The sequence below is a fragment of the Stenotrophomonas sp. YJH_SMC_36 genome, assembly GCF_059369935.1.
The window spans coordinates 209,603-227,976 of record NZ_JCAFTD010000003.1 but is presented as its reverse complement, the minus strand read 5'-3'; the positions used below and the strand labels follow the sequence as shown (position 1 = coordinate 227,976).

The 18,374-nt window shown below is 66.0% G+C and carries 18 protein-coding genes; 10 read left to right on the top strand and 8 right to left on the bottom strand.

Annotation, left to right across the window (positions count from 1 at the left end; translation table 11 throughout):
• Positions 1–111: 111 nt before the first annotated feature.
• From AC5P76_RS07610 to AC5P76_RS07600, 3 genes are read left to right on the top strand one after another with little or no spacing between them, the layout of a single operon-like run.
• A complete protein-coding gene (locus tag AC5P76_RS07610) occupies positions 112–402 on the top strand; it encodes a PepSY domain-containing protein (protein WP_053520369.1) in 291 nt (96 codons plus the stop codon).
• On the top strand, positions 402–1,061 hold the full coding sequence (locus AC5P76_RS07605; protein ID WP_053520370.1) for a response regulator transcription factor: 660 nt from the start codon (positions 402–404) through the stop codon (positions 1,059–1,061). Before AC5P76_RS07610 ends, AC5P76_RS07605 begins: the two co-directional genes overlap by 1 nt.
• Positions 1,058–2,401, top strand: a complete 1,344-nt coding sequence (locus AC5P76_RS07600) for a sensor histidine kinase (RefSeq protein WP_180875590.1) — start codon at positions 1,058–1,060, stop codon at positions 2,399–2,401. The genes AC5P76_RS07605 and AC5P76_RS07600 overlap by 4 nt, the downstream gene beginning before the upstream one ends.
• Positions 2,402–2,428: 27 nt before the next feature.
• Here the strand turns inward: AC5P76_RS07600 and AC5P76_RS07595 are convergent, their stop codons facing one another.
• On the bottom strand, positions 2,429–2,749 hold the full coding sequence (locus tag AC5P76_RS07595; RefSeq protein ID WP_065174355.1) for a DUF6122 family protein: 321 nt from the start codon (positions 2,747–2,749) through the stop codon (positions 2,429–2,431).
• A 43-nt stretch (positions 2,750–2,792) separates the two neighbouring features.
• Positions 2,793–4,682: an arginine decarboxylase gene (gene speA, locus AC5P76_RS07590; protein ID WP_053520373.1), complete on the bottom strand. Its 1,890-nt coding sequence runs from the start codon at positions 4,680–4,682 to the stop codon at positions 2,793–2,795.
• Between the two features lie 206 nt (positions 4,683–4,888).
• Here speA and speE point away from each other — a divergent pair, with 206 nt between their 5' ends.
• On the top strand, positions 4,889–5,743 hold the full coding sequence (gene speE / locus AC5P76_RS07585; RefSeq protein WP_253119198.1) for a polyamine aminopropyltransferase: 855 nt from the start codon (positions 4,889–4,891) through the stop codon (positions 5,741–5,743).
• A 77-nt stretch (positions 5,744–5,820) separates the two neighbouring features.
• On the opposite strand, the gene AC5P76_RS07580 is transcribed toward speE, so the two are convergent.
• Positions 5,821–6,726: an aspartyl/asparaginyl beta-hydroxylase domain-containing protein gene (locus tag AC5P76_RS07580; RefSeq protein WP_181452161.1), complete on the bottom strand. Its 906-nt coding sequence runs from the start codon at positions 6,724–6,726 to the stop codon at positions 5,821–5,823.
• A gap of 447 nt (positions 6,727–7,173) precedes the next feature.
• On the opposite strand from AC5P76_RS07580, the gene AC5P76_RS07575 reads away from it, so the two are divergent.
• The gene (locus tag AC5P76_RS07575) at positions 7,174–7,833 is read left to right on the top strand and encodes an RIO1 family regulatory kinase/ATPase domain-containing protein (RefSeq protein WP_053518133.1); all 660 of its coding nucleotides are present in this window, start codon (positions 7,174–7,176) and stop codon (positions 7,831–7,833) included.
• A 147-nt stretch (positions 7,834–7,980) separates the two neighbouring features.
• Here AC5P76_RS07575 and AC5P76_RS07570 read toward each other — a convergent pair whose 3' ends face one another.
• Positions 7,981–8,319 carry a P-II family nitrogen regulator gene (locus AC5P76_RS07570; protein ID WP_065174353.1) on the bottom strand — a complete coding sequence of 113 codons (339 nt, stop codon included), beginning with the start codon at positions 8,317–8,319 and terminating at the stop codon, positions 7,981–7,983.
• A 154-nt stretch (positions 8,320–8,473) separates the two neighbouring features.
• Between AC5P76_RS07570 and ubiK the strand changes: the two genes are divergently transcribed.
• Together ubiK and arr are read left to right on the top strand one after the other, a co-directional pair.
• Positions 8,474–8,725 carry a ubiquinone biosynthesis accessory factor UbiK gene (gene ubiK / locus AC5P76_RS07565; RefSeq protein WP_053518135.1) on the top strand — a complete coding sequence of 84 codons (252 nt, stop codon included), beginning with the start codon at positions 8,474–8,476 and terminating at the stop codon, positions 8,723–8,725.
• A 125-nt stretch (positions 8,726–8,850) separates the two neighbouring features.
• On the top strand, positions 8,851–9,285 hold the full coding sequence (gene arr, locus AC5P76_RS07560) for an NAD(+)--rifampin ADP-ribosyltransferase (protein ID WP_065181514.1): 435 nt from the start codon (positions 8,851–8,853) through the stop codon (positions 9,283–9,285).
• A gap of 4 nt (positions 9,286–9,289) precedes the next feature.
• Here the strand turns inward: arr and AC5P76_RS07555 are convergent, their stop codons facing one another.
• From AC5P76_RS07555 to AC5P76_RS07545, 3 genes are all read right to left on the bottom strand, one after another.
• Entirely contained in the window at positions 9,290–9,724 is a 435-nt protein-coding gene (locus AC5P76_RS07555; protein WP_253119197.1) for a DUF4279 domain-containing protein, read from the bottom strand.
• 104 nt (positions 9,725–9,828) lie between these two features.
• The gene (locus AC5P76_RS07550) at positions 9,829–10,431 is read right to left on the bottom strand and encodes a DUF998 domain-containing protein (RefSeq protein ID WP_253119195.1); all 603 of its coding nucleotides are present in this window, start codon (positions 10,429–10,431) and stop codon (positions 9,829–9,831) included.
• A gap of 557 nt (positions 10,432–10,988) precedes the next feature.
• Positions 10,989–13,982 (bottom strand): TonB-dependent receptor, encoded by a 2,994-nt coding sequence (locus AC5P76_RS07545; protein WP_253119193.1) that lies wholly within the window; start codon positions 13,980–13,982, stop codon positions 10,989–10,991.
• A gap of 269 nt (positions 13,983–14,251) precedes the next feature.
• On the opposite strand from AC5P76_RS07545, the gene AC5P76_RS07540 reads away from it, so the two are divergent.
• Complete coding sequence (locus tag AC5P76_RS07540) at positions 14,252–15,757, top strand: YifB family Mg chelatase-like AAA ATPase (protein WP_111187240.1); 1,506 nt, start codon at positions 14,252–14,254, stop codon at positions 15,755–15,757.
• A gap of 7 nt (positions 15,758–15,764) precedes the next feature.
• On the opposite strand, the gene AC5P76_RS07535 is transcribed toward AC5P76_RS07540, so the two are convergent.
• Positions 15,765–16,202, bottom strand: a complete 438-nt coding sequence (locus AC5P76_RS07535) for an NUDIX hydrolase (protein WP_253119191.1) — start codon at positions 16,200–16,202, stop codon at positions 15,765–15,767.
• A gap of 194 nt (positions 16,203–16,396) precedes the next feature.
• Here AC5P76_RS07535 and AC5P76_RS07530 point away from each other — a divergent pair, with 194 nt between their 5' ends.
• Together AC5P76_RS07530 and AC5P76_RS07525 are read left to right on the top strand one after the other, a co-directional pair.
• Positions 16,397–17,092, top strand: coding sequence for a response regulator transcription factor (locus tag AC5P76_RS07530; protein ID WP_053518144.1), 696 nt, complete (start codon positions 16,397–16,399; stop codon positions 17,090–17,092).
• Positions 17,093–17,179: 87 nt separating this feature from the next.
• Positions 17,180–18,358, top strand: coding sequence for a sensor histidine kinase (locus AC5P76_RS07525; protein ID WP_253161734.1), 1,179 nt, complete (start codon positions 17,180–17,182; stop codon positions 18,356–18,358).
• Positions 18,359–18,374: the final 16 nt, after the last annotated feature.

The following is an 18,374-nucleotide window of genomic DNA, read 5'->3' as shown; positions in this document are numbered from 1 at the left end:
GCACCACGATGCCGCGGTCGGCTAACAGCCCCTTAGCGGCCATCGTTAGTCGGCTGTTAGTCGGCGGTGCCATGCTCGCGCCTGTCGCCATCGCCCGAGGATCCGTCACCGATGCTGGTCTCCCTGCCCCTGCTGCTGGCCCTGGCCACTCCGGGCTCCGCTGCCGGCCCTGCGCCGGACCCGGCGCAGCAGGTCGCGCGCCGCGCCGTGCAGCAGGGCCGTTACGTGCCCCTGGAACAGGTGGTGCGCGACGCGCTCAGGCGCCAGCCCGGCCAACTGCTGGAGGTGGAGCTGGACGACGCGGTGTACGAGGTGGAGATCCTGCGTGACGACGGCGCAGTGGTGGAGCTGGACTATGATGCGCGCAACGGGACGTTGTTGAAGATGGAACTGGACGACTGATGCGGATCCTGCTTGCCGAGGATGACACCGAGCTGGCCAAACGCCTGCAGCCCCTGCTGGAGCAGGCCGGCTACGTGGTCGATGTGGCCACCGATGGCCGTCGTGCGGAAGAGATCGGCCAGATCGAGGACCTGCATGCCGCGGTCGTCGATCTTGGCCTGCCCGGCCTGGATGGACTGAGCGTGATCGAGCGCTGGCGTGCCCATGGCCGCGATTTTCCGGTGCTGGTGCTGACCGCACGCAGCCGCTGGCACGACAAGCTGGCCGGCTTCGATGCAGGCGCCGATGACTACCTGACCAAACCGTTCCAGGCCGATGAACTGGTGCTGCGCCTGCGTGCCCTGATCCGCCGCAGCCGGGGCCACGCCAGCCCGCGCCTGCAGTGCGGCCCCCTGCAGCTTGATGTCAACGCCGGTCGCTTTGAACTGGACGGGCAACCGTTGCCGCTGAGTCCCCAGGAGTTCCGCGTACTGAGTTACTTCATCCATCACGCCGGCCGCGTGATCAGCCGCGACCGCCTCGGCGAACAGGTCTTCGAAGGCGGTTACGATCCGGACTCGAACGCGCTGGACGTGCTGCTTGGCCGGGTGCGGCGCAAGCTGGGCGTGGAACTGATCCATACCGTGCGTGGCCAGGGTTGGCGGCTGGCCGAGGCATGAGCGCGCGCCAGCCTTCATTGCGGCGGCGGCTGCTGCTGGTGGGGGGCATCGGCCTGGTGCTGGTGTCGGTGCTGGCCAGCGTGCTGCTGGGCGAGCTGTTCAAGCGCAGCGCGCGCGACCGTCTTGACGGCGAGTTGCAGCAGGACATGCTGACTCTGCTCGCGCAGGCGGAGATCGATCCCGACGGACAGCTTCGGCTGCGCCAGGAACCCAACGACGCGCGCTTCCAGCGTGTGTTCTCCGGCGCCTACTGGCAGATCACCGACCGCAACGGCAAGGTGCTGCTGCAGTCGCGCTCGCTGTGGGACCAGACGCTGCCGGTCACGGCCACCGGCCCGGCCGAGCGCAATCTGAGCGGGCCGATGCAGCAATCGCTGCGTGCCCGTGTGCAGCAGGTGCGCCTGCCACGTGCATCGCAGCCCTACATTGCGCTGGTTGCCCATGATCGCAGCGCGCTGGACGCGGACACCGCCGCCTTCCGTCAGCGCAGCGCGCTGGCGCTGGGCCTGCTGGTCGCGGCATGGCTGGCGGTGCTGGCCAGCCAGGTGCATTTCGGCCTGCGCCCACTGCGCGGCCTGGGCCAGCAGCTGGAACGCATCCGCCGTGGCGATGCCGAGCGCATCGACCGCAGCCGGCTGGATCTGGAGATCGCGCCGCTGGCCGACGAGCTCGATGCCCTGCTCGATCACCACCAGCGCATGGTCGCGCGTGCGCGCAGCAGCGCCGAGGACCTGGCGCATGCCCTGAAAACGCCGCTGAGCGTGCTGGCGGCCGAGGCGGAGGGTGAAGGACGCGGCTGGCGGCGCACGGTGCACGAACAGGGCGCGCGCATGCGTGCGAGCATCGACCGCTACCTGGCCGCCGGCCTGGCCGTGGACCACCACCAGCGCAGCGATGTGGCGCCCGCAGTGGAGGCACTGTGCCGGTTGATGACCCGCGTGCATGCCGGCCGCCGCATCCGCTTCCAGATGGACGTGGCACACGGGCTGGCCTTCGCCGGCGCAGCCACCGACCTGGAGGAGATGCTGGGCAACCTGCTGGACAACGCCGGCAAATGGGCCGCCAGCGAAGTACGCCTGCGGGCCCTGGCCAAACAGGACCGGCTGCATATCGAAGTGCGCGATGACGGCCCGGGGCTGGACGAAGCCAAGCTGGAGAGTGTCCTGCAGCGTGGCGTACGCCTGGACGAACGGGTGGAAGGCAGCGGCCTGGGCCTTGCGATCGCCGCGGAGATCGCCGCCAGCCACGGCGGCTCACTGCGCCTTTCCAACGAGAACCCGGGACTGCGCGCACGGCTGGAACTGCCGCTGGCCCCGACGGACGCCCCGCCTCCCCGGTAGAGCCGCCCCGGCGCTGCACGACCCGCCTCAGCGGTGATGCATCCACCAGCAGTCGATGGCGTCGAGCACGATGTGGATCACCAGGCCGATGCCCACCAGACGGGTCTTCTTCGGCACGCACAGCCCGGCGTACACCGCGATCGCCGGCGCGGTGTGCAACGGGTGGAAGCCGATGCTGCAGCGGTTCGGCGCGTAGATCGGATCGGCCAGCAGATGGTCGAGGTCGATGATCCAGCCCAGCAGCATCAGCAACCACGCCGACGCAAAGCGCTTGCGCCAGAACAGCCATGCCAGCAGGGCTGGCACGGCGGCATGCAGGAACAGGTGGAAGATCGCGCGGGCGCTCATCAGGACCGGTAGCGCCGGGCCATGCCCGGCGTGGCCGCAGGCATCAGACCAGCGGCTCGTCGGACAGGTAGGTGTAGCCGGTCAGGCCCGCCTCCAGCGCCTGCGACAGTTCCTGCGCACGCTCCGGCGACAGCCCGGCGGCAGCCACGCGCTGGGCATAGGCCGCGCGCAGGTCGTCCAGCCGGTAGCCCACGTAGTCCAGCATCACGTCGGTGGTGTCGCCACGACGCTGCTGGGTGATCGCGTAGCCGTCCGCATCGGCCACCACTTCCACCGCGTCGGTGTCACCGAACAGATTGTGGATGTCGCCCAGGATCTCCTGGTAGGCACCGACCATGAAGAAGCCGATGCGGTAGCTCTCGCCGTGCTTGATCGCGTGCAGCGGCAGCGAACTGTCCAGGCTCTCGTTCTCGACATAGGTCTTGACCATGCCGTCCGAGTCGCAGGTCATGTCGGCAATGATGCCGCGACGGTCCGGCACTTCGTCCAGCCGCTCGATCGGCACGATCGGGAACACCTGGTCGATGGCCCACGCGTCGGGAATCGATTCGAACACGCTGAAGTTGACGAAGTACTTGTCGACCAGGCGCTCGTTCAGTTCATCCAGCGCCGGACGGTGGCTCTTCTCGTCATAGCTCAGGCGCGCACGCACGCCGTGGGCGATGGCGTAGAACAGGTCGTCGATGCGCGCACGCTGCGGCAGGTCGATCTGGCCCAGCGCGTAGCTGGACAGGCCTTCGGCATGGAAGTGCTGCGCCTCCTGGAACAGTTCCACCGCCGGGCGCACGTCCAGTTCCTCGTGGATCTCGCGCAGATGACGGATCGAAGCCGGCTCGTCATCGTGCTGGTCCGGCACGCGGCCTTCCTGCGCCTGTTCCACTTCGGACACATTCGCGATCAGCACTGCATGGTGCGCGGTCATCGCACGGCCGCACTCGGTAACGATGCGCGGGGGGGGCAGGCCGTGCTCTTCGCAGGCGTTGGCCAGCGGCTGCACGATGTTGCTGGCATACGAATTCAAGCCGTAGTTGATCGAGCAGAAGCTGCGCGAACGGGTGCCTTCGTAATCAACGCCCAGGCCGCCGCCCACGTCCACATGGGTGATCTTCGCGCCCAGCTGCGACAGTTCAACGAAGTAGCGGGTGGCTTCGCGCATGCCGTTGGCGATGTCGCGCACGTTGGAGATCTGCGAGCCCATATGGAAGTGCAGCAGGCTCAGGCAATCGGCGTACTCGGTATCGCGCAGCGACTTCCACAGGTCCAGCAGCTGGCGCGGGGACAGGCCGAACTTGGCCTTGTCGCCCCCGCTGTTCTGCCACTTGCCGGCGCCCAGCGACGCCAGCCGCATGCGCACGCCCAGGCCGGGCTTCACGTCCAGCGCCTTGGACTCTTCCAGCACCAGCTTCAGCTCGGACGGCTTCTCGATGACGATGAAGGTCTGCAGGCCCAGCTTGCGACCGATCAGGGCCAGGCGGATGTACTCACGGTCCTTGTAGCCGTTGCAGACGATCAGGCCGCCCGGGCGCGACAGTGCCAGCACCGCCATCAGCTCCGGCTTGCTGCCCGCTTCCAGGCCGAAGCCCTCGCCGTGGTGGCTGGCCAGGGTACCGGCCACGCCGCGGTGCTGGTTGACCTTGATCGGGTACACCGCGGTGTAACCACCCGCGTAATCCCAGTCCTGCTGGGCCTGGGCGAATGCCGCCTGCAGCTTGCCCAGGCGCTGGCCGAGGATGTCCGGGAAGCGCACCAGCAGTGGCAGCTTGGCGCCCGCCTCGCGGGCGGCGTCCACCACCTTGGGCAGCGACACCACCGGGCCGTCCGCCCCGGTCGGTCTCACCACCATGTGCCCGGCCTGATCCACGTCGAAGTAACCATCCGCCCAATGCGGGATCGAGTAGGTCTTGCGGGCTTGGTCGAGGGACCAATCGGTCATTTCAGTCGGCCTTGTTGGCAATAAAAGGGGGGGCATGATAACGCCTATATGCCCACAGGTTCGTTATCATGCGCGCCCGCGCCCGTGACCCGGCTCCTGCCGGACCTGAACAGGCCGATCCGTCCGGATGTGGCTTGCGCCACGCGGCCCCGTGCCGCCAACCCGGCTCTACCCCCTCCGAACAGGACCCCAGAAGGACACGTCCCATGACTGACAGCAACAACTGGTACATCGAGCATTTCGAGCGCACCGGCTCGGCCATCGGCTACCGCATCACCGGCAAGCTGGACGAGGTGCAGTCGCCCTTCCAGAAGATCGAGATCTTCCAGACCACCGACTGGGGCAACCTGATGACCATCGATGGCGCCATCATGCTGACCAGCAAGGACAACTTCTTCTATCACGAGATGATCAGCCACCCGGTGCTGTTCACCCACGCCGCCCCCAAGCGCGTGGTGATCATCGGTGGCGGCGACTGCGGCACCCTGCGCGAAGTGCTCAAGCACAAGGGCGTGGAGAGCGTGACCCAGTGCGACATCGACGAGCAGGTCACGGTGATGGCGCGCAAGCACTTCCCGGAGCTGTGCGACTCCAACGACGATCCGCGCGCCGAACTGCTGTTCGACGACGGTGTGGCCTACATGGCCAACTGCCCGGCCGGCAGCGTGGACGTGGTGATCGTGGACTCCACCGACCCGGTCGGCCCGGGCGAAGGCCTGTTCAACAAGGCCTTCTACGAGAGCTGCTTCAAGGCGCTGAAGGACGATGGCATCCTGGTGCAGCAGTCCGAATCGCCGCTGATGCAGCTGGAACTGATCAACGAGATGCGTGCCGAGATGGGCAAGGCCGGCTTCGGTTCGTTCAAGACCCTGCCGTTCCCGCAGCCGTGCTACCCGACCGGCTGGTGGAGCGTGACCATGGCGCGCAAGGGCGACAGCAGCTTCGACTTCCGCCAGGCTGATTCGGCCGCCAAGACCTTCACGACCCTGTACTACACCGCCGCGCTGCACACCGGCGTGCTGGTGACCCCGCCGTTCGTGCAGGCGGCACTGAAGAGCTGATCCAACAAAAAACCCGCGCTGGCAGCAGCGCGGGTTTTTCATTTGCAGGCAACGCCGGGCGATGCCCGGCGTTTCGCTTACAGCGCCCAGATTCCGGCAATCACCGCCGCCACCAGGCCCCACTTGATGACCTGGTAGGCCACCACGCTGCGCTCGCGCAGCGCCTTGGCCTTCAGGCGCACCTTGTACAGGCTGCCGAATGCCTTGTTGACACCCCCGGTCGGATCACCTGGCAGGTTCGGCGAAGCGCCACCGGCCAGCAGCGTGGCGGCCACCGCACGGTTGAACAGGCCCGGCAGGCCGAAGCGCAGCGGGCGCGCGATGTCGCAGAACAGGATCACTCGGTCCTGCTCGGTCTCGTTATGCGCGTGGTGGATGTAGGTTTCGTCGAACATCATCCACTCGCCGTCGCGCCAGCTCTTCCGGATGCCGTCCACTTCGATGTAGCAGGCATCATCGTTGGGGGTGCTCAGGCCCAGGTGCAGGCGCAGCGAACCGGCGAACGGATCGCGGTGCGGACGCAGCTCGCTGCCCGGCGGCAGTTGCGCGAACATCGCTGCGCGAACATCCGGAATCGACTCGATCAGGGCCACGGTCTTCGGGCACAGCGTCTTCGCTGACGGGTGCGAGGGGCCGTACCAGCGCAGGTAGAAGCGCTTCCAGCCACGGCGGAAGAACGAGTTGAAGCCCGCATCGTTGAAACTGCTGGACGCAGCGATCTTCTGCGCATCGCGCAGCGCCAGCGCCTCGTCACGGATCATCTGCCAGTTCTGGCGCAGGGGTTCCAGCTGCGGGAACTCCTTGCCCGGGTCCAGAAACGGCGTGGTCGGCACCTTCGAGAACATGTACATGACCACGTTGATCGGGGCCATGAAACTGGAGTGGTCCAGCAGCTGGCGCGACCAGCGCGCGCGGACCCTGCCACGGAAGTGGATGTACAGCACGCAGGCCACGAACAGCACTGCCAGTACGATCTTGATCATCAAAAACTTTCCTCCGGCGGCAGCCGGAACGGGAATCAGGGGGCGATGCACGGCGCAGGCGGCCGGCATCGGTGGCAACGCGGCAGGGGACGGGGACGTGCCGGAACGGGGCGGCCGCCGATGTCGCGGATGAACAGCTTATGGTCGGCAGGCCGTGCGCCGGGGTCAAGCCACACGTGCGCCATGTTCAGCGACGCTTGGCTGAACGGGTGGATTTCTTCTTCAACTTATTGATTTTCAATGCCCCAAGCCGAGAAGTGAGACGAAATTGTCCGCCCGTGCGCGACGAACTGTTCCAGCCACGGCCCCGACATTTCTCCGACAGAACGTGGATTAGCGAACTTGCCGGTACTAAAATTGACTTAACGAAAGTTTAGCCAGTTTCCCCCGCCTCACCGGTTCGCTTGACGCTTCAGCGCCGCCCACCGGGTCGTCCGAGACCCCGCCATGCCCCTTCCTGCCTCCCCCTGCCAGACCTGCGGCGATGACGCCACCACGCCCCTGCTGCTCAAGCGTGGCGAACGCCTGCTGGCCCCCGATGTCTATCGCACCTGCCTGGATGGCCGCGAGGCCGTCATCAAGGACTACTCCCGCTATCGCGGCACGCCGCTGTCGCTGGTCGCACGCCTGATGGTGCGCCGTGAAGCGCGCATGCTGCAGCGCCTGGGCGGCTGGAAGCACGCGCCGGCGCTGCTGGGAACACTGGGAGGCCTGGCACTGGGCATGGAGTTCATTCCCGGCCAGACCCTCAGCACCGCCCAGGCAGTCGGCAATGAAGTGTTCGAGCAGCTGCAGCACGCACTCAGCCGCCTGCATGCGGCCGGCATCACCCATAACGATCTGCACGGCACCAACGTGGTGGTCAGCGGCGGCGTACCGGTGCTGCTTGACTTCACCTCGGCCTGGCGCGCACCGCGCTGGCTGCGCCGCAATCCGCTGACCCGGCAGATGCGCCGCAGCGACATGAAGAACCTGCTGAAGATCCGCCAGCGCGTGACCGGGCAGGCGCCCAGCGCCACCCAGGCCGCCCTGGTGGCCGACCCCGGCTGGGTGGCCGCAGTGCGCCAGGGCTGGAAGCGGTTCTATAAGTGGGCGAAGCGCCGGTAAGCGTCGCTCCGCTCACCGCTTTACCGCTCCTTGTAGAGCCGAGCCCATGCTCGGCTGCTCTTTGTAGAGTCGAGCAAGCTCGACTCTACATGACGGCGGAAGGGCAGCCGAGCATCGGCTCGGCTCTACAACATCCCGCCGGACGGCTTACAGCGCGTCTGCGTCCAGCTCGCCGGTACGGATACGCACCACGCTGCCCAGGTCATACACGAATACCTTGCCGTCGCCGATCTTGCCGGTACCGGCCGCCTTGACGATGGCTTCCACCACCGCCTCCACCTGGTCATCGGTCACCGCCACTTCCAGCTTCACCTTCGGCAGGAAGTCGACCACGTACTCGGCGCCACGGTACAGCTCGGTATGCCCCTTCTGGCGGCCGAAGCCCTTGACCTCCGTCACCGTGATGCCGGTGACGCCACGCTCGGCCATCGCTTCGCGCACGTCGTCGAGCTTGAACGGCTTGATCACCGCCATGACCATCTTCATCGTCGATCTCCTGTCTTCCGGCGTGGAGGATAGCGCCTGAACGCGCCCGGTGCGACGCCGCGGCTGCCTGTCCGGGCAGCGCGCGCCGGCAGTATCCTTGTGGCTGAACGGCCTGCCCGCGCCTGATGCGCGGGCGCCACCCACGGAGCACCCCATGATCGACCTGAACCAAATCGATGACCTCGCCCGCCGCCTCAGCGACCTGGTGCCGCCGGGCTTGCGCGAATCACGCGAGGAACTGCAGGCCACCTTCAAGAGCGCGCTGCAGGCTGGGCTGGCCAAGCTCGATCTGGTCACGCGCGAGGAATTTGAAGTGCAGCGCGCGGTGCTGCTGAAGACCCGCCAGAAGCTGGATGCGCTGGAAACAGCGGTGCGCGAGCTGGAAGGGCGCCGCGCCGCAGAATGAAAAAGGAGGCGCGCTGCGCCTCCCACTTACAGATTATTTCCCGGATGGGGCCTTGCAGCAAGGCCCACCTGGCCCCCTAGACTCGCCGGCCTGTCGATCCGGCAGGACAACCTGGGGGTATCGCGATGACGCAGGACACCGAATGGACACCCGTTTCGCAGGACACCTGCGATCAGGTCGCCGGGCCGTTCTATCACGGCACCCGGGCCGACCTGGCCACGGGCGATCTGCTGGTAGCCGGCTACGGATCCAACTATCGCGATGGCGTGGTGATGAACCACATCTACTTCACCACGATTGCCAAGGGCGCCGGGCTGGCCGCGGAGATGGCCCGGGGCGAGGGACCGCCGCGTGTGTACGTGGTGGCACCGACCGGGCCGTTCGAGGACGATCCGAACGTCACCAACAAGAAGTTTCCCGGGAACCCGACACGGTCGTATCGCAGTGCACAGCCGTTGCGGATTGTCGGTGAGATCACCGAGTGGGAACCCTACGATGCGGACTTCATCCGGCAGTTGAGGGAATTCGTCGCATCGGGGAGTGGCGAGATCATCAACTGATGGTCTATTGGTGCTGAGCGTTGCGCACATCTTCATCGGCATCGTAGATGTCAAGGCCGAGCTCGATGCCGCGCTCTCCCAGGGCGAGCAGGACCTTGGGCGAAAGCGAGACACCATCATTGCTGCTGCCCATGAAAAGGCCGCAGAACAGGTCAGGCCGGAACCGTGCCAGCGACTTCCATATGGCGGGATCTCCGGTGAGCTGATCAAGGATCTCAAAAATCTGAGCCTCCAGATCTTCAGGCTCACGACGCATCGCGGCCATTCGCCAGCTTCCGGTCCTGGCGATACGCACGACGCCCGAGTGGCTGCCTGCAAGTTCCTGGCCCTTGTGATGCGAGGCGGTTGGAGCCCCCCCCAGCAGAGCACTGATCTCATCCGGCAGAAGGTCGTCGCCGAAAAATCGAAGCGTTACCAGGGAATGATCGAATGCTGCCATTGAAGTCGGGTCGTCTTTTCGGAATGTCTTTCAGCATGCGCGTCCCGTCGATGTCAGCCTTGATCGGACCTGCGCGATTGCCGAGTGCCTGGCACGCCTGTCCATCAATACGCGGGCTGCGTCTGTAGTGCACTTGGCCCCCTGCGCAGCAGGTACAGCGCGACCAGGAAGGGCCACAGGGAGTTGATGGAAGAGAACAGGCGCTGGGTGAGTCCCCTGAAACCCTGCGGATCCGCGCCCACCAGGTTCAACCATAGATAGACCACTGCCGCGATGCTCACAACGGCAGTCACGGCATAGGCCCTTCGGTTGGCCGACCAGGCCCGCAGTTCGATATGCGACATCGCCGGCGCAATGATGTTCGCGATACCGATGGCGTAGAAGCCGTGCATCGGATGACCCATGGGCCAGAGCCCATTGGTCAACATGGAGACGCCAAAGATCATCCAGCAGGCGGCACCCACGGCGATCCGGCGACCGGATTCCCGCCATAGCGCAATGGCAAACAGTACGAACCCCAGCCCGCAGCCGATGGCGGCGATCCGTCCGCACAGGCTTGCGAGCGCGGGTGCCTGCAGCAGCTCGCTGGCGTGCTGTGCAATCGGGTTGTAACCGGGTGCGAGCATCGCAGCAACGGTGGTCCAGAACAGGAACCATGGCAGGGGTATCAGACCCGCGAAAAGAAGAGGTCGGCTGTGGCGCAACATCTGCAATGATCCTTGTCGGGGTCTGCGGGGGGGCGGCGAATCCATTCAAACACCACCGCTTTCTCGTACTGCGGGCAGCCACGTCCCCGTGCCAGCCGCGGCAGTCAGACTCGGCGTGGCGCGCTGGACGGTCAATAGGTGGAAAGTCACTCGCACCTTCGCAGACGCGCGCCGCACGCTGTCGCAATCAACGCACTCTTCTCCCTCCAACAGACGAATCTGACGGGGCCGTCGCAGAAGTACCGAAAGCCCCGCCGTTCAAGCCTCTCGCGCCACTCCTCCCTATACGACAATGCCAGAAACGTCTCGGGCCTGGCCGCATTGGCCCCGATCCCTTGGCACTCCCCACAACGGCAGGTAATTGTTGCCCGGCCACCGTGCATCGGTGGCCGGGCCTCGAAAACCCGCCGTTGTGATGAAGTCTCCGCCTGCCGGCCATGGCGGGCGGTGCGTGGGGGCCTCGTGCCCGCCGGCCCAACACAACCCGGTTTTCGAGCCACGCATCGTCCGCCCCCCTACGGGTGGCAGCTTATGCCCGCCCGTGCCGGCGCATTCCCTCAGTAGTCGTAGCTCACGCTGACGCGCAGCGAGCGCGGTGCCTGCCGTACCGTCGCTGCGCCGTACAGCGGGTCCGGCTGCCCCGGATCCAACTCGGAGTACGGCGATTTCCACAACGCCACCTGGCTGTTGAATACGTTGAACACATCCAGGTTGAAGCCCAGTCGCCCAGCCGCCACCGAAGGCCGGTAGGAGACACCCAGATCCAGCTGTTTCAGCCAGGGCAGCCGCCCCTGGCTGCCCGGAGGCGCGGGCTGGCCGTTGTAGAAGTGGTAGGCAATGCCGTAGCCGGAAGGGTCTTCGAAGTTCGGGCCATACGAACCCAGTGCGCTGAACGGCGCGCCGGAAATCACCTTGATGTTGGCCGAGACCAGCCATTCCGGCGTCAACTGGTAGTAACCATGCAGCTTGAACTGGTGGGTGTGGTCGTTGCTCTGCGGCCCGTTGGTGTGTTCCATCAGCTGCGCGTAATCCCAGGCCTGCGTGGTCGACACCGCCGTCTGGCCGATGCCCGACAGCAGCTGGCCTTCGGTGGTGCCATAGCTGCGCGACCACGTGTAGTCCGCCCGGCCATACCAGCGGCCATCAAACGGGTGCTCCAGCGACAGGTTCACCGCGTAGTAGTTGCGCTTGAACCTGGGGAAGCCCATCTCGGCATTGGTCAGCGGCACGCTTACGTAGTTGCCGCTGGTATCGACCAGATTGAAGGTGTTCGCACGGCCAGGATTGATCAACCAGCAACTGACCGGATTGCTGTCCTTGGTGACGTCATACCCCAGGCTGTCGGCCTTGGCCAGCACCGCGCCGATATCGCAGTAGTCATCCACGCCGCTGCGCAGCACCCGATAGGTCGCCTTCGCGCCGTACACCCAGTTCTGGCCGAGCGCCCTGCTGAAGCCCAGGATGAACTCGTCCTGGTAGGACGGCTCGATGCCGGAGGTCGCCACCGTCTTCGGATCGGGCAGCACGCCGTAGTAGTTGTTGGCCGACACCGCGCCGGAGAACGCGGTGAGGTCGGTTGGATAACCGTTGCTGTCGATGCCGCCATAGGTGTAGTACGTCGAGGTGGCCAGCGTCGCGCCCGCCGCGTTGAAGGCCGGGTTGAGCGGCAGCGCGAGGTAGTAGCGACCCGCGTTGCCGAACACCTTGAAGCGCCCGTCGCCGTCGACGTCCCAGCTGAAGCCCAGCCGCGGCGCCCACTGACCGCTGGTCTGCTTGATGTAGGCGTCGCCATCGCGGTTGTAGTTGGTGAACTGATCCAGGCGCAGGCCCAGGTTCAACAGCAGGCGGTCGGTCACCTGCCAGTTGTCCTCGATGTACTGCGCCCGCTGAGAGGCGCGTACCGACGCCAGTGCGCTGTAGATGTACTGGCGCACGTAATAGCCGTCCTCACCATTGCGGATGCCGCCGGTGGCCGGCACGCCCAGGCCGGTATTGAGGGGCACGTTCGGGTTGGACTGGCCATAGATCCAGTAGTAACCGTCGGCGGAGGCCACCGAGCCACGGTTGAGCGCACGGGCATTCTGGTTGTCGATGCCGACCGTGATGCTGTGGTTGCCCCATCTGTAGTTCGCATCCAGTCGCAGGTTGTTGGTGCGGTTGCCGCGATCCGGGTTGACCAGCAGCGACGTGGTCTGCGCATTGGTGATCGGCGTACCACCGTTCAGCGCCGGATTCTGCAGCGTGGCGCTGCTGATGTAGGTCAGGCTGCCGTCGTAGGCCGGGTTGCCGATGTAGTCATCGGTACGCATTTCGCCATACTGCGCGCTGACGGTAAGCCGGTCGGTCAGGTAGCCGGTGTACTTGGCCGTCCACAGGTCGCCACCGGTCTTGGTGGTGTCTTCCTTGCCACGCTGCGCACCGCGGGTGAGCGTGTCGTAGTCGTAAGCGAAGCTATCGCCCCGGAAGACATTGCGGCTGGAGGCTCCGGTCAGTTCCAGCAAGTGGTTGTCGGTGATGTTCCAGTCCAGCTTGGCGTACCAGCGCGGGCGGTCGTACTCATAGCGGGAGTAGGCATTGGTCGCCTCCACATTCTTGACGTCGGTGCCCTCACGGCGCTCGAGCTCGTACGAGCCGAAGAAGAACAGCCGGTCTTCCAGGAGCGGGCCACCGGCGTAGATGCTCTGCGTGGTCACCCACTCGCGGTCCTGGCTTTCCGGTGAATACAGCGCGCCATTGCCCGGGTAACGCACATCGTCCTTGTCCGAGCGCGTGGACGCTGGTTCCCAGGTGACCTGGCCACCGAATCGCCACTGATTGGTGCCGCGCTTGCCCACCGCATTGATGACGCCGCCATCGGAACGGCCGTACTTGGCGCTGTAGCCACCGGTGTAGATTTCCTGCTGGTCGATGCTGCCGTAGGGCAGCGTGAGGCCACCCAGACCGCGCAGTGGATCGGTGCTGTTGAAGCCATTGATGTAGTAGGCGTTCTCGGCAGCGGACGAACCGCCGAAGCTCACCAGCTGTGCACCGGTCGGGCCGGCATAGGTGCCATTGCCACTGTTGCCGTTGACCCCGGGCGCAAGCTGCGCGATCGCCTCGGCCGAGCGACCCAGTGGCAGGCGCTGCAGCTGCTCGGCCGTGATCACCGTGCGCGAGTCCACGCTGCTGACATTGATCGCAGCCGCGGCCCGGTCGGCGCTGACCTGCACACCGTCCAGCCGGGTGACGTCAGCGAAGGACACCTCGGTACTGGCGCCTACCGTCAGCGAAATGCCCTCGCGGCTCTGCAGCACGTTCCCTTCGGCATCGCGTGCTTCCACCACGTAGCGGCCCAGTGGCAGCTGGCCGACGGTAAAGCGGCCTCGCCCCTCGACCGTCACCTCGCGGGTGAGGCCGGTATCGCTGCGAACGAAGATGCGCTGGGCGGTGGCCGGCGCCTGTCCGGCGATCGCGCCGGTGGTGGACTGTGCATGAAGTGTGGGAGACGCGGTGGCAAGCAACACCGCCAACGCCAGCAATCGCGGGCGCAGTGAAGAACGAGCTGTCGTCATCGTGGGCTGTACGGGTAGTGGGGGAAGCAATGCCAGCCGCAATCGGCGGACCAGACATCGCACATTCATTAACCCCGCCCGCGCCCCAATGCAGAAATGCTCAGTGGTTATCTGCTTTTGGCCGACGGTCATACCGAACCGCGCGCGCGTCGGTGCCCCCCCCCTCCTCGTGCCACGCAGGAAAGCCCTAGGCGCCTGGCCAGCAATGCCTGATGGCGACGGGCAGAGTGATGGCCGCACCATCGAGCCTCTCTCTGCAGGAAGCACACATGAGCCTGGCCCTGGTCTACAGCCGTGCCCGCGCCGGGGTCGAGGCCCCGCTGGTGCGGGTGGAAGTACATCTTTCCGGTGGCCTGCCCGCCACCCAGATCGTCGGTCTGGCCGAAACCAGTGTGCGCGAGTCGCGCGAACGCGTACGTGCGGCGCTGCTCTGCGCGCGCTTTGATTTCCCGCAACGGCGCATCACCCTGAACCTGGCGCCCGCCGACCTGCCCAAGGAAGGTGGGCGCTACGATCTGGCCATCGCTCTGGGCATTCTTGCCGCCAGTGGCCAGATCCCGCCGCAGTCGCTGCTGCCGTACGAGTTCCTGGGCGAGCTGGGCCTGACCGGCGAGCTGCGCCCGGTTGCAGGCGCGCTGCCCGCCGCCATCGCGGCGGCCGAAGCGGGCCGCATCCTGGTGGTCCCACCGGGGAATGCGGCCGAATCGGCGCTGGCCGAGCACGCCGACGTGCGCGTGGCCCGCACGCTGCTGGAATGCTGCGCCGGGCTGGGCAATCCGCGCCTGCTGCCGCAGGTTGAGCGGGTGGACACCACGCCCCTGCCGCTGCCGGATCTGGCCGATGTGCGCGGGCAGGTGCATGCACGGCGCGCGCTGGAAGTGGCTGCGGCCGGCGGGCACCATCTGCTGCTGATCGGCAGCCCCGGTTGTGGCAAGACCCTGCTCGCCTCACGCCTGCCCGGGCTGCTGCCAGCGTCCACCGAGATCGATGCCTTGCAGCTGGCGGCCATCGCCTCGGTCAGCGGCGAAGGGCTGGACCCGAAGCGATGGCGGCAACGACCGTTCCGCGCGCCACACCACAGCGCCAGTGCTGCGGCACTGGTGGGCGGCGGCAATCCGCCCTGCCCCGGCGAGATATCACTGGCGCACCATGGGGTGCTGTTCCTGGACGAACTTCCCGAGTGGAACCGCAGCGCGCTGGAGACCCTGCGCGAGCCGCTGGAATCGGGCCACATCCGCATCGCCCGCGCTGCACGCAGCGTGATGTTTCCGGCGCGGTTCCAGCTGGTCGCGGCGATGAACCCCTGCCCCTGCGGTTGGGCCGGCGACCGCAGCAACCGTTGCCTGTGCACCGATGAGCGGATCACCCGCTATCGCGCCCGAGTCTCCGGCCCGTTGCTGGACCGCATCGACCTGCACATCGCGGTGACGCGCATGGATGCGGTGGAGCTGCGCGAGAGCACGCCGCTGGGCGAGCCCAGTGATGCGGTGCGCGGGCGGGTGGAGGCTGCGCATGCGCGGCAGCAGATGCGCGGGGGACTCAATGCGCATCTGCCGCCCGCTGCGCTGCGCGCGTGCACGCGGTTGGGCGAGGCCGACCAGGATCTTCTGGAACACGCCATCGAGCGCCTGCAGCTGTCAGCGCGCGCGATGCATCGCATTCTGCGCGTGGCACGCACGATTGCCGATCTGGCCGGGTGCGAGAACATCCAGACCGCGCATCTGGCCGAGGCGATTGGCTATCGACAGCTGGATCGGGGGAAGGCGAGCCAGTGATGCTGCGTCATGACCGCAGCCGCTCCAGCAATCCCGGCAGCCATTCCGGCTTGAACACGCAGGAAGGCTGCTCTCTCATTTCCTCTGCGCGCCACCACTTCCAGTCTGTGATCGTGGCGTTCTCCTCTTCTGTCCAGCCGTCACGTCGAATGGCTTGCTGTGCGGGAGCGTGAACCAGAAAATACGTCTCCAGCCATCGCGCGGGTGTCGAACGGGCGACCGCATAGACGGCGTCCCTTTCCTCAACAAGCCTGCCGATCTGCAGGTTCAGTCCGGTTTCTTCCCGGAGCTCGCGCCGCGCCGCGTCCAGATAGCTCTCGCCCGGCAGAAGTTCACCGCCCGGGGTCGCCCAGAAGGGCGCGTGGTGTTCGTCGTGGTACCGGAACAGCAGAAGCCTTCCGTCTTCATCGACGATCACCAGGCGCGCCGATCGTCTGGTCTCCATGATTTCCTCCGTCTGTCGATGCCCGCTGGACCGCACACGATAGGCGAAAGCTCAAGAGATGAAAAAGAACATGCGCAGCTGCTTCATGCCGCAGTCACGGCGTGCGGGCCCTTGGCGGAACGGGCGACGAGGCTTGGCAAACGTCGGTGGATCGGCCAAAGTTCGGGCTTCATGTCTCCTCATGCGCGCGGCCCATGACACGCCTGCTCATCATTGAAGACAATCCCGAGCTGGTAGCCAATCTGTATGCGTTCCTGGAACCACTGGGCTACGTGCTGGACGATGCGCGGGACGGCGCCAGCGGGCTGCGCCGCGCGACGGAGAACGACTATGACGCCGTTCTGCTGGACCTGATGCTGCCCCGCCTCGATGGGATGACGCTGTGCCACAGGCTTCGGCAGGAGTTCCAGAACCCCATACCGATCCTGATGCTCACCGCGCGCGACCAGGTGGACGACCGGGTGCAGGGCCTTGCCCTGGGTGCGGATGATTACCTGGTCAAGCCGTTCTCACTGGCCGAGCTGGATGCCCGCATCAAGGCCCTGGTACGTCGAGCCCAGGGCCGGCAGGTGGACACGGTGATCGCGTGGCAGGAGCTGCAGGTGGATACGCGCTCGCCGCAGGCATGGCGGTGCGGCAAGGCGATCAGCCTTACGCCGACGGCCCACAAACTGCTCGTTTCACTGGTGCGGGCGGCGCCGGCCGTCGTGCGCAAGCAGGAGATGGAGTACCTGATCTGGGGTGACGAGCCGCCTGACAGTGGCGCGTTGCGAACGCATATCCACGAGTTGCGCCTGCAGGTGGATCGGCGCTTCGACTACCCGCTCATCGCAACGGTACACAGCGTAGGCTGGCGTCTTTCCAACCCCGCGCCCGGGCAACCGGAGTAGGTCATGCCGACAGGACCGACGGCGTGGACGTCGATCTATCAACGGATGTCGCTGCGGACGCGCATCACGGTCTCCTTCGTGCTGCTGATGGCCGGAGCCATGTGCTTCATCGCCGTGGTCGAGCTCGTCGACTATGACGAGGTACGCGCCTCGGCGGTCTCACGGGCGCAGGATGGCGAGGTACGCAGGCTGGAGGATGCGATCCGCCTTGGATCACCACGCGTGGTCACGCATGACAGTCAGCTCTATGACGAGGAGAACGTGCCGACCGTGCTGCGCCAGTATGGTCCCGGTTACCACGGCGAGCCCGCACCCAACGAGTGGCACCTGCGGGTGTTCGATGTCGAGGGCAAGCGCTACTACCTGCTCCAGGACGGCGAGCACTATGCCTACCTTGAGCACCTGATCAATGCCTTCGCTGCACTGGTCATCCTGACCTGCGTACTGTGTGCCTACTGGATCGGGCGACTGACGTCGGCCCACGTCATCGCTCCGATCACCCGACTTTCCGAGGCGGTGCAGCACACATCCAAGCCGTTCCCGTACCAGGACGCGCGCGACGAAATCGGCGTTCTTGCGCGTGCCTTTGCCCAGCATAGCGATGAGCTGGAGCGGTTCCTGCACCGCGAGCGGTGCTTTGCCGGAGACGCCAGCCACGAGCTGCGTACGCCCTTGGCCATCATCGCTGGCGCGGCCGAGACACTGCTTCACCAGTTGCCGCCCGACAGCCATCTGCTGCCCAGCGCCGACCGCATCCTGCGGACCACACAGGAGATGCAGCGCCAGCTGACCTGCCTGCTGCTGCTCTCCAGATCCCCTGCGAGCCTTTCTCTGACCGACGTCCCGTTGCGTGCCATCGTCCAGGAGTGCATGGCACGCTGCGCACCCTGGCTCGCAGGGAAGCCCGTGACACTGCGGCTGGATGCACCAGAGGAGGTCACTGCGGTCACCCATGCGGAGCTGGCGCATTGCGTCGTATGGAATCTGCTGCGCAACGCCTGCCAGTACACCGACAGGGGCGAGGTCCGCATCACCCTGCGGGAGGGCGAGCTGGCCATCGCCGACACCGGTCCGGGCCTGCCCCCGACCATCGACCCTGCCCAGTTCAGCAGGTTCCTTCCCAGCGCACGCCAGGATGGCGAAGGGCTGGGGCTGTCCATCGTGCAGCGCGTGGTAGAGCACCTTGGGTGGCAGATGAAGGTGGAGACATCCGCTCAGGGGTGCCGATTCCTGCTTCACCTGTCCTCGTCGCAAGCGCGTGCCTGACACTTTGCTGACATTG

Bases quoted from the DNA above. Each gene is read 5' to 3' on its own strand.
- AC5P76_RS07610 (WP_053520369.1), top strand. From the start codon at position 112: ATGCTGGTCTCCCTGCCCCTGCTGCTGGCCCTGGCCACTCCGGGCTCC.
- AC5P76_RS07605 (WP_053520370.1), top strand. From the start codon at position 402: ATGCGGATCCTGCTTGCCGAGGATGACACCGAGCTGGCCAAACGCCTG.
- AC5P76_RS07600 (WP_180875590.1), top strand. From the start codon at position 1,058: ATGAGCGCGCGCCAGCCTTCATTGCGGCGGCGGCTGCTGCTGGTGGGG.
- AC5P76_RS07595 (WP_065174355.1), bottom strand. From the start codon at position 2,749: ATGAGCGCCCGCGCGATCTTCCACCTGTTCCTGCATGCCGCCGTGCCA.
- speA (WP_053520373.1), bottom strand. From the start codon at position 4,682: ATGACCGATTGGTCCCTCGACCAAGCCCGCAAGACCTACTCGATCCCG.
- speE (WP_253119198.1), top strand. From the start codon at position 4,889: ATGACTGACAGCAACAACTGGTACATCGAGCATTTCGAGCGCACCGGC.
- AC5P76_RS07580 (WP_181452161.1), bottom strand. From the start codon at position 6,726: ATGATCAAGATCGTACTGGCAGTGCTGTTCGTGGCCTGCGTGCTGTAC.
- AC5P76_RS07575 (WP_053518133.1), top strand. From the start codon at position 7,174: ATGCCCCTTCCTGCCTCCCCCTGCCAGACCTGCGGCGATGACGCCACC.
- AC5P76_RS07570 (WP_065174353.1), bottom strand. From the start codon at position 8,319: ATGAAGATGGTCATGGCGGTGATCAAGCCGTTCAAGCTCGACGACGTG.
- ubiK (WP_053518135.1), top strand. From the start codon at position 8,474: ATGATCGACCTGAACCAAATCGATGACCTCGCCCGCCGCCTCAGCGAC.
- arr (WP_065181514.1), top strand. From the start codon at position 8,851: ATGACGCAGGACACCGAATGGACACCCGTTTCGCAGGACACCTGCGAT.
- AC5P76_RS07555 (WP_253119197.1), bottom strand. From the start codon at position 9,724: ATGGCAGCATTCGATCATTCCCTGGTAACGCTTCGATTTTTCGGCGAC.
- AC5P76_RS07550 (WP_253119195.1), bottom strand. From the start codon at position 10,431: ATGTTGCGCCACAGCCGACCTCTTCTTTTCGCGGGTCTGATACCCCTG.
- AC5P76_RS07545 (WP_253119193.1), bottom strand. From the start codon at position 13,982: ATGACGACAGCTCGTTCTTCACTGCGCCCGCGATTGCTGGCGTTGGCG.
- AC5P76_RS07540 (WP_111187240.1), top strand. From the start codon at position 14,252: ATGAGCCTGGCCCTGGTCTACAGCCGTGCCCGCGCCGGGGTCGAGGCC.
- AC5P76_RS07535 (WP_253119191.1), bottom strand. From the start codon at position 16,202: ATGGAGACCAGACGATCGGCGCGCCTGGTGATCGTCGATGAAGACGGA.
- AC5P76_RS07530 (WP_053518144.1), top strand. From the start codon at position 16,397: ATGACACGCCTGCTCATCATTGAAGACAATCCCGAGCTGGTAGCCAAT.
- AC5P76_RS07525 (WP_253161734.1), top strand. From the start codon at position 17,180: ATGGCCGGAGCCATGTGCTTCATCGCCGTGGTCGAGCTCGTCGACTAT.